General features: G+C 41.9%; 13 protein-coding genes and 1 riboswitch. All 13 genes read right to left on the bottom strand.

The window, feature by feature from the left end; genetic code table 11:
* Positions 1 to 28 precede the first annotated feature (28 nt).
* The 13 genes from MHB64_RS26235 to MHB64_RS26295 all read right to left on the bottom strand — a co-directional run bounded on the left by MHB64_RS26235 (position 29) and on the right by MHB64_RS26295 (position 15,977).
* Positions 29 to 838 (bottom strand): alpha/beta fold hydrolase, encoded by an 810-nt coding sequence (locus MHB64_RS26235; RefSeq protein WP_341135709.1) that lies wholly within the window; start codon positions 836 to 838, stop codon positions 29 to 31.
* A 105-nt stretch (positions 839 to 943) separates the two neighbouring features.
* Positions 944 to 1,129, bottom strand: a riboswitch (cyclic di-AMP (ydaO/yuaA leader).
* A gap of 221 nt (positions 1,130 to 1,350) precedes the next feature.
* Positions 1,351 to 1,524 carry a hypothetical protein gene (locus tag MHB64_RS26240; RefSeq protein WP_179281654.1) on the bottom strand — a complete coding sequence of 58 codons (174 nt, stop codon included), beginning with the start codon at positions 1,522 to 1,524 and terminating at the stop codon, positions 1,351 to 1,353.
* Between the two features lie 84 nt (positions 1,525 to 1,608).
* Complete coding sequence (locus tag MHB64_RS26245; RefSeq protein ID WP_179281655.1) at positions 1,609 to 2,403, bottom strand: Nif3-like dinuclear metal center hexameric protein; 795 nt, start codon at positions 2,401 to 2,403, stop codon at positions 1,609 to 1,611.
* A gap of 111 nt (positions 2,404 to 2,514) precedes the next feature.
* On the bottom strand, positions 2,515 to 3,534 hold the full coding sequence (locus MHB64_RS26250; protein WP_094871803.1) for an endo-1,4-beta-xylanase: 1,020 nt from the start codon (positions 3,532 to 3,534) through the stop codon (positions 2,515 to 2,517).
* Between the two features lie 45 nt (positions 3,535 to 3,579).
* The gene (locus MHB64_RS26255) at positions 3,580 to 5,112 is read right to left on the bottom strand and encodes a glycoside hydrolase family 43 protein (protein WP_341135710.1); all 1,533 of its coding nucleotides are present in this window, start codon (positions 5,110 to 5,112) and stop codon (positions 3,580 to 3,582) included.
* Positions 5,113 to 5,165: 53 nt separating this feature from the next.
* A complete protein-coding gene (locus tag MHB64_RS26260; RefSeq protein ID WP_094871852.1) occupies positions 5,166 to 6,065 on the bottom strand; it encodes a carbohydrate ABC transporter permease in 900 nt (299 codons plus the stop codon).
* 59 nt (positions 6,066 to 6,124) lie between these two features.
* Complete coding sequence (locus MHB64_RS26265; protein ID WP_094871806.1) at positions 6,125 to 7,093, bottom strand: ABC transporter permease; 969 nt, start codon at positions 7,091 to 7,093, stop codon at positions 6,125 to 6,127.
* A gap of 90 nt (positions 7,094 to 7,183) precedes the next feature.
* A complete protein-coding gene (locus tag MHB64_RS26270) occupies positions 7,184 to 8,890 on the bottom strand; it encodes a sugar ABC transporter substrate-binding protein (RefSeq protein WP_094871808.1) in 1,707 nt (568 codons plus the stop codon).
* 114 nt (positions 8,891 to 9,004) lie between these two features.
* On the bottom strand, positions 9,005 to 10,543 hold the full coding sequence (locus tag MHB64_RS26275) for a response regulator transcription factor (RefSeq protein ID WP_341135711.1): 1,539 nt from the start codon (positions 10,541 to 10,543) through the stop codon (positions 9,005 to 9,007).
* A gap of 15 nt (positions 10,544 to 10,558) precedes the next feature.
* Positions 10,559 to 12,364 (bottom strand): sensor histidine kinase, encoded by a 1,806-nt coding sequence (locus MHB64_RS26280; RefSeq protein WP_341135712.1) that lies wholly within the window; start codon positions 12,362 to 12,364, stop codon positions 10,559 to 10,561.
* A 24-nt stretch (positions 12,365 to 12,388) separates the two neighbouring features.
* Complete coding sequence (locus tag MHB64_RS26285; RefSeq protein WP_341135713.1) at positions 12,389 to 13,921, bottom strand: response regulator transcription factor; 1,533 nt, start codon at positions 13,919 to 13,921, stop codon at positions 12,389 to 12,391.
* A gap of 205 nt (positions 13,922 to 14,126) precedes the next feature.
* Entirely contained in the window at positions 14,127 to 15,179 is a 1,053-nt protein-coding gene (locus tag MHB64_RS26290) for a bifunctional transcriptional activator/DNA repair enzyme AdaA (RefSeq protein WP_341135714.1), read from the bottom strand.
* A gap of 18 nt (positions 15,180 to 15,197) precedes the next feature.
* The gene (locus tag MHB64_RS26295) at positions 15,198 to 15,977 is read right to left on the bottom strand and encodes an isocitrate lyase/PEP mutase family protein (protein WP_341135715.1); all 780 of its coding nucleotides are present in this window, start codon (positions 15,975 to 15,977) and stop codon (positions 15,198 to 15,200) included.
* Between the last annotated feature and the right edge of the window lie 43 nt (positions 15,978 to 16,020).

A 16,020-nucleotide genomic window follows, 5' to 3' on the forward strand; every position in this document is an offset into this window, starting at 1 on the left:
CACTCCTTCTTTTCTCAATTTCATAGGATCAGCTAATCTGCTGAGTGCCCTGCTGCTTCTCCAAAAAACGTTGAAGAATCGCATTAAACTGCTCCGGCTGACACAGATTACTCGGATCTAATGCATTCGGGATAATCGCCAACTGCGCATGCGGCAATTGAGACACCATTTCCTTCATACACTTCACTCCAAATTCATTAAAGTCCCCTACAATACATAAAGCGGGACGGTTAAAAGCTTTTAAGCATCTGGTGTAATCCACATGGCTCGTGGCCAGCCTTTGCCGATATAACTCCCGTGGGCGTTTGTCCAGCAGCCCTCTTCTAATCTCATTATAGGCGAGACTCCAGCGCTCTCGGTACATCATCCGAATCGAAGGCAGCACCAGCTCGCTTGGGAGATAATACATTAGCAAGCTGCAATACGCTGCCATAAGCTGTATTTTCCCTACAAGGGTTGATCCGTGGCTCCTACAGAAGCTATCCGCGACCACGATTGCTTTTACACGCTCAGGATATTGTTTGGCAATATGTTGCACGACTAAACCGCCATAGGCGATCCCAACAAAAACTGCTTCACGAACCCCCAGGTCATTTAACAGCATAATCAGGTCCAGACATTGCGTTTCAATAATCTCATTAGGGGCCTCTAGGAGTTCACCTGACTTGCCATTCCCCCGTAAATCACACAAAATCACTTTATATTTATCGGAAAAGTACTCCAGTTGTGGTTTGAACATACTGTGTGTTAATCCATGTCCATGGATAAACACAACCGGAGTGCCAGTTCCATTGATTTCGTAATAGAGCGAAGTTCCGTTCAGTTTAGCGATAGGCAAAGGTAACACCTCTTTCATAATAAATTCTACGACTGTATCTGCTTATAAACGCAGCAAAAAACCACAGAGGGATTCTCTGTGGCTATTCATCACTAAACACGCCATTCATCCTCTCTCCATACGCTTACGAGGTTAGCTGTCGGATTCGGGCAGTGAGAGTTGCCCTACCTGCAAGGTTGCATGTTATGCACCCGGAACAGGATTCACCCCATAACTAGTACCGATTGTTACACTGGTTCCCAGTTGTTGGTTCCCCCGCTTTCCTTAACGGAAATTAAGCGGACTTCATATGTAATTGTCAGTTATGTGATGAATCATACTCCGTGTAAGGTTTCTTGTAAAGTTGAGCTGTGGGCAAAATAATGTTGAAAGCCATGCTTTTCATTTCATATTGAGCATACACTTCGTTTTCTCTTTCTTTTGCTCTTGTTTACTCAATATATCTAGAAAAAGCCGAGCGGACATCAGAGATCAATCCCTGAACCACTCGGCTTCTTTATACAATCATATGGCTACAACAGATCGGCGTTTTTCAATGCATGCTCCCAGCTCGGAAAAAAGAACAGCGCACTTCTCATTAGATCAGGGTCGCTTTGCTTCACTTGCTTTTTGCTGATCGAGCTTCCATCGGTTTGAAGCTTTTTGATACGAGTTAACACTTCATCAGCCTCCAAAGGAATTTCCATTGAAACACTCCTTTCTCAGTGACCTAGTTTCCCATCATTTTCTCCATAATATGCAAATTTATTCTTCATTTCCATTTCGATGGACTACACTAGCTGATAGATCGGTTGTTCAGCAATAAAATAAGTAGGAATTATTCGATATTTCTGTGCCAGAACTTCAGCTAAATATTTCATTCCTGGAGCTTCACTTTCCGCATGACCTAACATAATCAGCGCTTTTGATCTGCCTTGATGGACTGCATCCCTCACATATTCTGGAGTTTCCCATTCCGGGCCCTCGCCAGCAATGATTAAATCAAGATTGTGCTGATTAAAAAGAGGAATAGCCATCGTCCCACCTCCTCGGTAACCTACTAATATCCCCACATGCCTGCATGTCTGTGATAGATCGCCGGCAACGCGTACGTAGGGGATGCCTAGCTTTCTTTTTATATACTGAGCCGCTTCACTTACCGTCATAGCTGGAATCGATAGGATTGTTGCAGTGGGTTGCTGCTCAACCACATAGGCTGACCATTCAAGCTCTCGTAGCAAGCCCACCATGATCCCATCCGGTTGATGCCGATGCCAATAATCATGATAACGAAAAATAGCCAGTTCAGAACGCTCAATTAAACTCAGTTTTGAATGATAAACAGGGTCATTCTCTAACCACTCGCTCGGATCATGATGACTGTAAAACAACCCTTCATGCGTGATCAACAAATTGGCGTTCATAGCAATCGCTCGTTCCACAACATATTGCGTAGCGCAAAATGCCGTAACCATCCCTGTAATCACCGTTTCCGGATTCCCCGGCTTTAGAGTATCTACAGTTCCATCTATCTGTTCCACAGTTCCCATTAAATCTTCCAGAATCGTTCTAATTGTCACACTCACTTTCATCCGCCCTTTGAGATCTATTCTACTAATCTATCAACGTATAAATAACCCGCCCTTAATCGATATAAGGACGGGTTCACAGTTCATTATTTGAGCAGCTTGCCCACTCTATGATTTCATTTCAGAGGCGATCATTCGATGGAAAGCTGGCTTCGGCTTATGCCCTTCATCGAATAGGAACGGCCAGTTCTTCCGTCCACGAACAGGGAAATCATCCAGCCAAGTATAGTCATCTGCTGCTCCCCAGAACGTGACCGAGCTAATCACGTCACGGTATTCTTTCAGCAGGGCAAACATCGCTTCATATCGTTCTGCCTGCAGTTCAAGCATATCAGTTGGTGCAGCCCTTAGATCCTTACGTTTGTCATCGAAACGGAACATGGATACATCCAGCTCTGTCAGTTGGAGCTGAAGTCCTAAGGATGCATATTTCTCAATAGCTGCACGGATATCATCTAGACTAGGATCGTATAAATTCCAGTGTGCCTGCAATCCGACGCCATGGATCGGCACATCCTGCTCCAGCAGTGACTTCACCAGTTCATAAATTTTGTCACGTTTTAGTGGATGGGATTCATTATAGTCATTGTAGAATAATATTGCCTTAGGATCAGCTTCATGGGCGAATTCAAACGCTTTGGCGATAAAATCCGGGCCCACAATGTCGAGCCACTTGGAATGGCGAAGAAGCTCTTCTCCTTCATCGGCTATAACTTCATTGACAACATCCCAAGCATAAATATCTTCCTTATAACGCCCTACTACGGTCTGAATATGTGATTTAACTCGTGAGAGCAAAGTTTCTTTACTTACAGATCCACCATTTTTATCCTCAAACAGCCAATCTGTAGTCTGGTTGTGCCAGATCAAGGTATGTCCACGCATCGCCATATCATATTTCCGGGCGAAGGCAACCAGCTGGTCTGCCGTCTTAAAATTATAAATGTCCTCAAGCGGATGCAGACTTTCAAACTTCATCTCATTTTCAGCGGTGATACTATTAAAATGATAGGCAAGTAAATGCTCCTGTGATTGGATCGTCAATGGGTTGACGGCTGCGCCAATTTTGAAATCCTTAGCGAACACTGTCTTTAATGCAGGCTCAGTAAAATCACTAGCTTGTCTCAACAAGTTCCCTCCTAACAAACGCAATTATATTCCGTGTTCGACTTATTAAGACCGATAATCAAACCAATCAAAGCAGGCAGGTAGCTCAGTCACTTGACCATGACCTGACGCGTATAAGCCGATAAGAACACCCGTAAATCCGTTTCCTTTTACAGCTTGAGGAGATAATGGGTAGGCTAGAGCCTTAGATAGCTCAATCCACTCCTGCCCATCCAAAGCGTACAATAAGGTATATTCGGTTAGCTCCGCTCGAATTTTCAAATAAAGATGTCCAGCTGTCGTTGGAACCTCTGCCGCCACCTGTGTTATTCCATCAACGGTTAAACAAGCTACGATTACTCTTTGTCCATTTCTTTGCGATAGAGCAATCTCATAATGTGCATTCTCATCCAATCTGGCGCAAAGCCCAGCCTCGTCACCGTCCCTACTTGGGTTAAACTCCAGTAGTGTGCTCCATTCTGCTGAAGTATGCTGCTGTCTTCTACCTATAAAAGCCACCTGTCCGATATCACTAAGACCTTCAGCTTGACCCCGAAAAGACAGCCATCCCGGACGTTCCTCTAAAGACCAGCTTGCCTCAGCAGGATTACGGAGAAAGGCTAATGACAAGGGTAAGACTTCGTCATCAAAGTCATATCTTCCGCTTGAAGCAGGTTTAGGAGAGGAACCAGGAACCCGCGGCACCTTCATTTCCAATCCTACAATATCTTCATTATTATCAATCATCGGCCATCCGTCTTCATTCCACGTTACAGGGGCAAGAAAGGTTTCTCTTCCTAGTACGGTATACTTGGATTCCACTAGTCTTACGCCAAGAAACACGGCCCACCAATCCCCGTTCTGATCTTCAATCAGATCGGCATGCCCTAAATATTGAATGGGACTCTCGGTTTGACTATGCGTTAATATTGGATATGGTAATCGTTCGAACGGTCCATATGGAGAGGAGCTGCGGCCAACGATCTCCCGATGCTCCTTCGCCGTTCCTCCTGAAGCCGTCATGATATAATACATTCCATTTATTCGGTACAAATGTGGCCCTTCCGTCCAAGGTCCACCATCCCCAGTCCAGATGACAACAGGTTCTGTTAATGCTGCTCCCGTAGCAATATCTATCTCATATTGGATGGCATGAGAGTCATAATCTGCTCCCTGCTGGGTGGTTACATATACCTTTCCATCCTCATCAAACATTAGGGAAGGGTCAATGCCCCCATAAGGAATAACAATTGGATCGGACCACGGACCCGCCGGGTCCGTAGCCGTAACATAGAAGTTCCCCTTCCCGTGTACCTCGGTCGTTATCATATAGAAGGTTCCATCATGATAACGAATGGTTGGTGCAAATATTCCTCCAGAGCTCTTGCTTTTACGTGTATCTAGCTGACTTATACGATCCAGCACATGACCTATTTGTGTCCAGTGAATCAAATCCTGACTATGAAAAATAGGTACGCCAGGAAAATACTCGAAAGAGCTGCAAACTAAATAGTAGTCATCCCCTGCCCGAGTGATGCTTGGATCGGGATAGAAGCCCGGAAGTATTGGATTTGAATATGTGATTGAAGATGGGGTCATATTTTAACAAACAACCTTTCCATTCCCATTACTCAATAGTGATAGTAAGCTACTTATTCCTTCACGCTACCTACGTTCAATCCGACTACAAAATACTTTTGCAAGAATGGATAGACTATCAAAATTGGAACCGAAGCAACGATAGTAACAGCTGCCCGTATGGACATTGGAGTAACTAACTGCGCCGACTCCGCATTCATCCCTGCCCCGTTGGCTACACTAGGGTTACTATTCGCATTCATACTAGATGATATCAGCTTCATTAATTCATACTGCAATGTGCTCAAGTTCTGGCGGGAAGAGGTGTAGATAAAAGCATCAAACCATGCGTTCCATGCACCTACTGCAACAAAAAGGGCGATCGTAGCCAGTACCGGTTTACATAACGGGAAGACGACTCTCATGAAGATTTTAAATTCCCCAGCACCATCAATTCTCGCCGATTCCAAGAGACTTTCTGGCAAGGTACCAATATATGTGCGGATAACGATCATATTAAACGCACTTATCATAGTAGGTACGACGTATACCCAAAACGTATTGAGCAAATGAAGATCTTTAATCAGGAAATAGTTCGGAATAAGTCCCGCATTAAAATACATAGTAAGAACAAATACCACGGTGATCAGCTTACGGAAAACATATTCTTTCCGGCTTAACGTATAAGCAAGCATTGTGGTTAAAAAGAGATTCAGGATCGTCGATATTACTGTCCGTGCAACAGAAATCCAAAAGGCATCATAAATGGTACCTGAAGCGAACACTGCTTTATAGTTCTGTAAAGTCCACTGTCTAGGCCACAGGTAAATGCCACCACGGATGGTATCGTTCCCCGCGTTTAACGAGACTGCTATCGTATTCAGAAACGGATACAAGGTAACAATAACTAGACAAATCATAAATACTGTATTGAAGGTGCCGAACAATACTGGTTCGATCCCCCTATTTCTCATGCGGGTTCCAACATTACTTTTTGGAGATTTTTGAGGAATCAATTGAGTTTTTTCCATAATTATAACAGCCTCTCTTCCCCAAGCCGTTTCGAAGTCCAGTTTGCTAATAGTAGCAACGTTATACTTACGACTGTTTTGAAAATACCACCCGCAGTGGCTAAGGAATAATTCCCTTGTGCAATCCCGTATTTCAATACAAATATATCAATCGTCTCCGACCAGTCTACAACAAGCCCGTTTCCTAACAAGTACTGAACTTCAAATCCGGCTTCCAGTACATGACCTACGGACATTATCAACAGGATTACAATGGTTGATTTAATTCCCGGCAAGGTTACATTGAACATTTTTCTGTACCGGTTAGCCCCATCAATCTCAGCAGCCTCATATAAAGCTGGATCAATAGAAGCAATAGCAGCCAAGTAGATGATTGTACTCCATCCAACCTCTTTCCAGACGTGTGAAGCCCCCACAATACCCCAGAAATACTTCCCTTCACTCAACCAAAGGATCGGTGAATCAATAAGATGTAATTTCATCAGTACGATGTTGATAATCCCGTCATTAACCGAGAGGGAGGTAGCTACAATTCCTGTTACAATAATCCAAGACAGAAAGTGGGGCAAGTAAGATATGGTCTGCACGGCTCTCTTCCAGATCACATTTTTGATTTCATTCAGCAGCAAAGCAAGTATTATCGCAGTTGTAAAACCTAAAATCAGATTAATGATACCCATCGCAAGCGTATTGCGTAGTACCCTCAAAAAGTTATCGTCTGTAAAAAGAAACTTGAAATGCTTAAATCCAACCCATGTTTGTTCGCTAAAAGCGCGGGCCGGTTTATAATCCTGAAAAGCCATAGTCCATCCCCAGACTGGGACGTAAGCAAAAAGAACGATATAAAGTGTCAAAGGCAAAGACATCCAAATCAATTGCTTCTGATTCTTGATCAAAGACCAAGTAACAGGCTGTTTCTTTTTTCTTTTAGGATGCCGGTCAACTTTTTTCCCTGCTAAGATCTCATCCATATATAGTAATCTCCCCACGCAATCCTATATTTCAGTAGGCGGAAGGCTTAATAGCCTTCCACCTGCTGATCTTATTCATAGAATTTCTGCTTATTTACTCCACTTTTCAATTCTCCATTTAATTTGCTCGTTGATTTTATCTTCATAGGCTTTGACATTAGCTTTGCCGATTTCTGATACATACTCGCTCCAAGCAGAATCAAATTCGGATGGTTTAGCCAAAATTACTTTTGGCAGATACTTGGTGGACGTATCATTGATCTTGGTGTTAGCCACTTTAGCGTCAGAGCCTTCTACTAAATCAATAGACCAGGCTGGGTAAGCTACAGGATTGGCAGGAGGTTCACTGAAGAAATCTACATAACTATTAAATCCGTAAGCATCAAGAACTTCTTTGTCGAACGGCTTCAGACCCGCCTTATATTCTTCAGGCTGTGCAGCAGCATCTGTCGCATTGCCGTCACTATAGCTACCTTCTATCTTAGGTGCAAAGTCCATGAATTTTTTAGCTTTATTAGCCAACTGCCATGTAGCATCAGCAGCTTGATCGCGTTGCTCTTGCGTTCTCATAAATCTGCCATTCTCAACGATGTAATCTTCTCCTTCAATTCCCCAAGAGAGGACCTTCTGCCAATCTTCTTGTATCAGCGTATCCAGAAGCTTGATAATTTTCACTGGATCTTTAGCATTCACACTGATCCCGAAACCGTTATTCAAGTTAAGAACGGCAAGATCACGATAATAATCTTTTGTCGCTGTATCATATACAAGCGGCAGTCCTACATAAGTTCTTTCGATCTTCCCTTGCGTGGTAAGGGAATCTTCTGCGGCATTGAAGTTCCAGTGTTGATCAAACATTCCGAGAACAGTACCACTGGACAATTTCGCCATGTATTGGTCATAGTTCTGTACGAAAGCTTCTTTATCGATCAGACCCTGTGCATTCACTTCGTTAAGTTTTTTATAATATTGCTTAGCATAATCTTTATCCGCAAATAGCTCTGCTACACCATCCTTAACCACAACTCCACCATCATTCGGATGACCAATCAGGTGCTGAGGAGCGTTAAAGAGACCCCAGTTTCTCCAGTCGTTATTAAGGATTTCAAATCCGATAGTTGGACTTCCATCAATCGTTGGGTACTTTTCTTTATATTTGGCAATGAGGTCGAAATACTCATCCAGTGTTTGGACCTTTGGATAACCAAACTCCTTAAGAATCGCCTTTTGAATCCAGAATGCTGGTCCTGAATACCAAGAGCTGTTTACTTTACCGTTATAGACGCCATAGTTAGGCAGAACATAGATATGACCGTCATTTGGGTCCTTCATCATGTTCCAGTAATCTGCATAATGCGCTTTCAAATTTGGTGCGTACTCTTCTATCAAATCTTCCAGCGGAATAAATGCACCTGCTCCTGTTAACTTGGTATTACCTGTCATCAAATCAGGATAGTCCTGACCTGCAATCATAACTCCAAGCTTCTGGTTGATATCCCCTGCCAAAAACTCAAAATTAAAAGAGGCACCTGTTTCTTCTTTGATTTTCTTGTAGATTTTGTTATCCGGAGTTGGCTGTTGGCCCGCCTCGCCTATGAAAATACTAACTTCAAATGGTTCAATCTTCTTGTCATCTGTTCCAGCAGCAGTAGTTGCAGCGGTTGTTTCTGCCGGTTTGTTCTCCCCCTTAGCAGTGGTATTATTGTTATTGTTTCCACCGCATCCTGCCAAGGTAAAACTCAGAGATAACACTGCAATCAGACTAAGTTTGAACTTTGATATTGACTTGCCCCCCATAAAGCACCTCCATATTTTGTTGGTGTAGCAATATTGTAAGCCCTTACAAGTTAAATTATAGGGGTGATAATGTACTGAGAATACGCCAGAACTAAAGGTATACCCCCAAAAAGTTTAGGTGTTCTGATGTTTAAATTCATTAGGGCTCATATGCATCTTTTTTTCAAATTGTTTGAGGAACTGGCTATAATTGGAGTAGCCTACTTTCTCTGCGATTTCACTGTTTTTCAGCTTGCCATGTTGAAGTAAACGTGTGGACTCCTTAATCCGGAGGTCATGCAGCTGCTCATTAAAATTAATGCCATTTTTCTTGATCAATAATTGTCCCAGATACACTGGATGCAGGAAGAATACCTCCGACAGCTTTTTAATCGTAAGATTTTCACGAAAATGCTGTTCAATATAGTTGTTAATTTCCTGCACAATCCCCTGCGATCTTTGGCTTTGTTCTCTTAGAAGAATATCAATACTTGCCTCACCACATGCTAGTAAATTTCGCATTAAATCGTTCAACTTCATCATCGAATCCCGCACTTCAGGGATTGTTATTTGAGTTAACAAGGATGACACCTGAACTTCACTAGCTTCCGAAGTAAACTCAACAATCTTATACATAATATGAATAACGATCTTCTTCACAACCTCTGGAGCGATGCGCATCTCACGAAAACTGCGGGAGGCTAAGCCCACAGCTTGTTTAAAGCCTTTTGTATCCAATGTATTAATAGCTTTCATTAAGTCATCCATCAGTTTAATTTGATCATAGTGATAGCTGAACTGACTATCCTTGGTTCCCTGATAGGTCAAGAACCCCGAATGATCAGAATTATAAAAATAATACATTAACGCTTCTTTCGCCGTTCGATAACTATTCGCAATTTGAAGCAAGGAACTCTCACTAGCCCCTACTGCAATATACATGGCTTGCATAGGGTGTTCATTCAACAAGGGAGATATTGTAGGGTATATAGCAGCACCCTCATCAGACTCCGAGGGATACCCGTATACGATGCCAAAGCAATAGGTCTCCAGATCAATCAGAAACATCGATTCCGTATTCGTTAGGAGAGCTACCGCCTTCTCTCTTATTTCCGTATACATCGTCGGGTCTGTCTGTAGTAAACAAATATTCCAAAGGCTTTTGCCTTCCGATAAACCGGTAAGTACTGTATAATCCGATTTATCTTCCGCTTTCTCATTCAGAATACGCTTAAGAAGAGAGACAACTTCCTCAGAGGTTGCCATTTGATTTAAGCTTCGCTTCTCTTTTTCCTGTTCTAACTCCTGATATATCTCCTTCAGTTCTTCTGCCGCCTCTTCTTCGAAAAGCGGCTTCATCAGATAATGATTAATGCCGTAGCGTATAGCCGTCTTAGCATATTCAAACTCACTATAACCGCTTAGTATGGCAAACTTAATCTTCTTAGTCTCTTCTTGCTGCCAGGCTGCAACCATCTCCAGGCCATTCATCAGCGGCATATTTACATCTGTAATTACAAGATCCGGCAGAAGCTGCTTCATTAACTGTAAGCCCTCTTTGCCATTACTGGAGGTTCCACACACCTCAAAGCCAAGCGCCTGCCAGTCTATCCATAATTGCATCCCCTCAAGAGCGCTAGGCTCATCATCGATCAATAACACTTTATATTTCATAAGCTCCCTCACCTTCTAGCTATTTTTTCGTTCCAGGAGCTTTAGCGGAATACCAAACGTGACAACAGTTCCTTCATTTGGGACGCTGTTGATTTCAAAGCGAACCTGATCATCATAATATAACTCCAGTCTGCGATACACGTTGCGAATTCCGATATTCGTTCCTGAGGAGGCTTCTTCATTTTGAACATTAAATAATATTTGTTTAAGCTGGCCCGGTTCGATCCCTTTGCCATTATCAGAAATCGTAACTTGCAAACGGCCATCCACAATTTCCGTCTTAACTTTAATGATGCCGAGTCCTTCTATGGTCTGCAGGCCATGTTTACAGGAATTTTCTACTAACGGCTGCATGCTTAGCTTCGGAATTTTATATTGTAGCGACTGCTCATCGATCTCAAATTGATATTCAAATTTATCCCTGAACCGGAACTTCTCAATTTTTAAATACATCTCAATAAAGGTCATTTCCTCTTCCAATGTCACGAGATCTTCCTTCCAGCTAAGCAGTCTTCTAAGCAATTTCGATAAGCTCTTAATGATATCCGTTACATCCGAGTAATTATTTTTGGTACATACCACTAGGATAGCGTTTAACGTATTAAATAGAAAATGAGGATTCATCTGACTTTGCAGAAAATTCAGTTCAGCCCTTACCCTTTCCATCTCCAGACTATTCTTCTGAATCTCCAGCTTGTATACATCATTGATCAGAGAATTAATTCTAGTGGTCATCATGTTAAAATTACGTATCAATCCGCCAATCTCATCCTGACCTTCATCGATTCGAATCAAATCGAATTTCTCATTTGTTACCTTCTGCATATGCCTCGACAACCGTTTTACCCGATAATTGTAGGATCTCAACATCACATATAAAAAGGCGGTAGTAAGCAAGGTTACTATGGAGGCCAGAACACCTGCATAAATTCGAATTTCCAGTATTGCTTGAGCAATACGCTCCCCTTGTGTAACCCCTATAATTCGCCAGCCTTTTATATAACTGGCCCCGCCGACCGACACAATATGTACATCTTCCTTGCGTTCATCATCAAGTAGCTTGAACACCGGATAAGGATCTTTCGTCCCTCTCTGATATCCGCTCAGTGCAGACATAATGATTTCATCCTGCTCATTCACCAGATAAAGACTCAAATAATCCTTTTCTCTGATAATGACGTCATATATTTTACTGAGATCCAAGTCGATTCTAAGCAGCTTTTCAAATGTATTCAATGAGCTGTATACGTCCATTCGTTCAATTACGCTCAAATAGGGGGCAGTAGAAGCCACATTTGGGGCCTCGCTCATATGATAAGCAGCAAGAAACACATGTTTATTCGCAACTCTGAACTGCTTGTACCATTCGCTCTCCTTTACCTTGTCAGTGATGACCTGATAGTTGCTGCCGGAAACAATGGATTCATTATTCGTAAATACAGTAATCCGTTCAAGCTGATTGTTAACTGGCATATAACTGTTCATCCGGCCTCGAAGCTGTTCGTCGAAGGTGTCATAAAATTCAATAGAGTTCCCATACCTTCGCTCTAACAATTCATACAAATTCTTATCTGAGGAAAGCGTGTAGCTGACTGCTACTCCACCCTCAATGAAATCTTGAATATCCTTTCTGGCTCTCTCTAAAGATATTTCTAAGTTCTGCTGTTCTCTAGATTTGATCAAATCGGAAATCCGGTCCAAAAAAACAAGGTTGATAATAATAATAGGGAGGAGGACACCTATAATGTAAATGAGGGAAAATTTATAGTTCAGTGGAATGTCATTCACTACTTTTCTAAATCTAAATTTCTTTCTTTCCATATGAACACCTTGCTTCCCCTAGAGCTAATGGTTTTTATTTTCATTTTTATAGACGGATGGTACTACCCCTACAAGCAGCTTGAACTTATCAATAAAATAGTCTGTGTTTGAGAATCCCACCTGCACCGCTATATCCGATATTTTCAGTTGCGTTCTCTTAAGCAGACTTTTGGCTTCCTCAATCCTTTTGGCATTTAAATATTCACTAAAGCCCTGACCCGTTTGTTTCCTGAATAGCTGTCCCAAATAGGTAGAATTGATATGAAATTGCCTCGCTAAGTCCTGAAGCTTCAATTTATTCCGAAATTCACGATCCACATACTGAATCACCTTGTAAATCGTATTTCGTTCATTCTGCTGCTCTAATTCAGATAGATAGACTGTCGCCAGCGTACACAGACTTTGAACATAGCGGCTTAATACCAAATAATCATTTAATTCACCTAGATTCCCATACTCTAGCTGAAGCTTTGTCATCATCGTATCCGGTACACCATTCATTTGGGCAATATGTGTACAGATCGTAAGCTCCAAATTAGCCACTTGGGCTTGCACGACCTCAATCGTCAACTGATACTCTACAAAAGAGGCAAACGCTTCTTTTACACATGGCTGGATCTGTTCTATATCATTCGCCAAGACTTTATCCAGCAGCCGCTTGAAGTGATCCTCATGATGTTCTTTCTTCTTTAGGATTCCAAGCTCACAATAATAAAAGATTCCATTCTTTTGCTGATGTTTCTTTCGTTTCCATACATCAAGTGCCTGCGTATAGATTTCTCGAATCGAACATACCCCTATCAATCTAGTACTAATCGCTAGGAGAACCGGTTCATGAAATTGTTCAGCGATATCCGAACAAATCTGGTTGACGATCGCGTCCAGATTCTCATTTCCTATAGAAGCTGACTGAAGAATGATCCCTGTTCTTCCCGATCGATCTTGAAAGAAACTAGTACATTCCTTGGGAAAATAGTCAATGATCCGTGGCTGGAATGGATTCATAGACGTGGCTGGTTCGATAAGAATACACATTAACTCTGCATTCACTTGAATGTTCAATGTGCTCCGGGTTAGATGCTCTAAATTTTCGTTATACTCACCTTGAATTAGACGGTTGGCGATATTGTTTACGATAAAAAATTGCTTCTTATCAAACGCCTCATTGGAAGCGATTTCATTTTGGATCATAGGCGTAATCCTGCTTAATAAAGAATCGATTTCTTCATCATCAATAGGCTTTAATAAATAGTCATTCACTCGTTGTTGCAATGCCGTACGTGCATAATTAAAATCGTCGTACCCGGTCAACACCACAAATTTCGGAGGATTTGGCATCACTTCATTTAACTGTGCGATAAGCTCTAGTCCGTTTATAACCGGCATATTAATGTCTGTTAAGACCAATTCCGGTTTATATTCCTGAATAAGTCTCATCGCTTCTGAGCCATTTTGAGCTTCAGCACACACTTCAAAGCCATATTTCCCCCAGTCAATCATCGTTCTCAGCCCTTCAAGTACCCAGGGTTCATCATCCACGATCAGAACCTTCAGCATGATTTTCGCTCCAATCTTCTTAAAATAAGGCTGCGTTTTCTTATGAAAATATATATTATGCTATCATAATTGGATATTGTTGTGAATTCATAAATTTTCCTTCTTTTGATTAAAACAGTACTTTGGAGCCTGAAAAAACATAAAAAAAACGACGTACCCAAACTTCAGACACATCGAATGTAGTATTTTTTAGTTGATAAGCTACCTACGAACTAAGGTTGTTCTCATGATGGATTAACCATTCTTTTCTTGCGATCCCGCCGCCATATCCCCCTGATTCACCGTTGCTGTTTATCACCCGGTGACATGGAACTAGGATTGATAATTGATTCGCTCCATTAGCCCTTGCTACAGCGCGGCAAGCAGCAGGATTGTTAATTTTCTCTGCAAGCTCCTTGTAAGAGACCGTTTGTCCTACAGGAATTCTCCGAAGTTCATTCCATACCCTTTGCTGAAAATCAGAGCCTATATAACGAATCGGCGTTCTGAATTCTGTGAGTTTTCCTTCGAAATAAAGATTTAATTCCTCCTCAATCTGCGCTAGTACGGGTACATTTTCAGGCAAAATAGTTGCATTTAAGCGGGTGCGTAGTTTCTTAATTTCGTTCTCAAGCCCTTTTCGATCCACAAATTCCAGCAGTAAAAGACACTCTTCATCTGAGATCGCAAGCATAGACCCTAAGATCGTTTCTATCCAGGTACAATACAATACTTTAATCTGCTTGGAATGATTGGGGACAGTCCCCATCGTTCGTGAAAAAGCATCCCTAAACCCATTACTCGAATCGTACCCGCTGTCCAGTTGTGCGTTAATAATTGAATCCCCATTCCTGATATGTTTGAACGCCAGCCCTAAACGTCTAGAACGTGCATATTCAATAAATGTCATTCCGAATTGCTTCTTAAATTGCCGGCGTGCTGTATTTGCACTCATGGACAGCTCATCAAAATCTTTATCTGTCCATTTTCTTTCCGGATTAAGCTCAATAGCTTCAACAAGAAGCTTAACCTCTGAAGACATTTTCGTGGGATTGGACAAAGGCTGGCATCTTTTACAAGGTCTATACGACGCTAACAAAGCTTCTTTGGCTGTTGCAAAAAACTCGCAATTTTCTTTATATGGCTTTTTAGCGGGACAAGTTGGCCTGCACATGATCCCTGTTGTCCTCACGCCTACGAAAAATACGCCTTCATAATTGGAGTTTTTTTCGACTAACATCTCATAATATTTATCGATTTGCTGTTTATTAGTGATCATAGTGTCGTTAGCTCATTTCTAAATAATGTGCGCGGATGGCTGCAGAATGGTTCGAGCATCTTCTTGAAGATTATGCTGTGCCTGAAAGTAACTATACGGTCCATAGCTAATTCTTTTTACACCAAGCTCCTGTAATTCAGCATTTGAAATCATTCCGTCCATCACCATGAAATTTACAGGCAGTGGTGACTGCTGCACAAAATGTTCTATCAAAATTCGATCGGTAAGCCCCGGAATAAAAATCCCATCCGCTCCAGCAGCAGCGTAAGCACAGGTACGCTCTATAGCTTCATTCACTAAATCCAAAGAATGCTTCCTATTTTTGAAAAAGAGATCGGTTCTGGCATTCATAAATACATTCTTTTGAAGTTTGACTGCCACTTGCTTTATAGTTCGAATACGATGACTTTGTTCCTCGATTGCCCATAATTCATCGTCCGGATGATTCACCTTTTGATCCTCGAAATTGATCCCACAGATGTCTAGCTGGAATAATTGTTCCATGTTATTGGCTAAGGACTCTACATCTACAGCATATCCACCCTCAATATCTACCGTCAATGGCACCGATACATGTTCTGCTATTCTTGAAACATACCACAGTAGCTGCTCTAATGAAAACTGTTCACCATCTGAATATCCCCATGCGTCTGCCATAGCGAAGCTACTTGTGGCTATAGCCTGTGAACCCGCTTGTTCTATCGCTTTAGCTGAGGCTACATCCCAGCAGTTATACAGGATTAGCGGATTTTCTTGATCGTGTAAAGACTTAAAATAGTCATAGTCGTTTCGGTTCATCAGTGGTCATCTCCATTAAATAGAATAGTACCACTATATAATA

The sequence above is a fragment of the Paenibacillus sp. FSL K6-2859 genome (assembly GCF_038008265.1).
In the GTDB taxonomy this organism is placed as follows: Bacteria; Bacillota; Bacilli; order Paenibacillales; family Paenibacillaceae; genus Paenibacillus_AQ; species Paenibacillus_AQ nitricinens.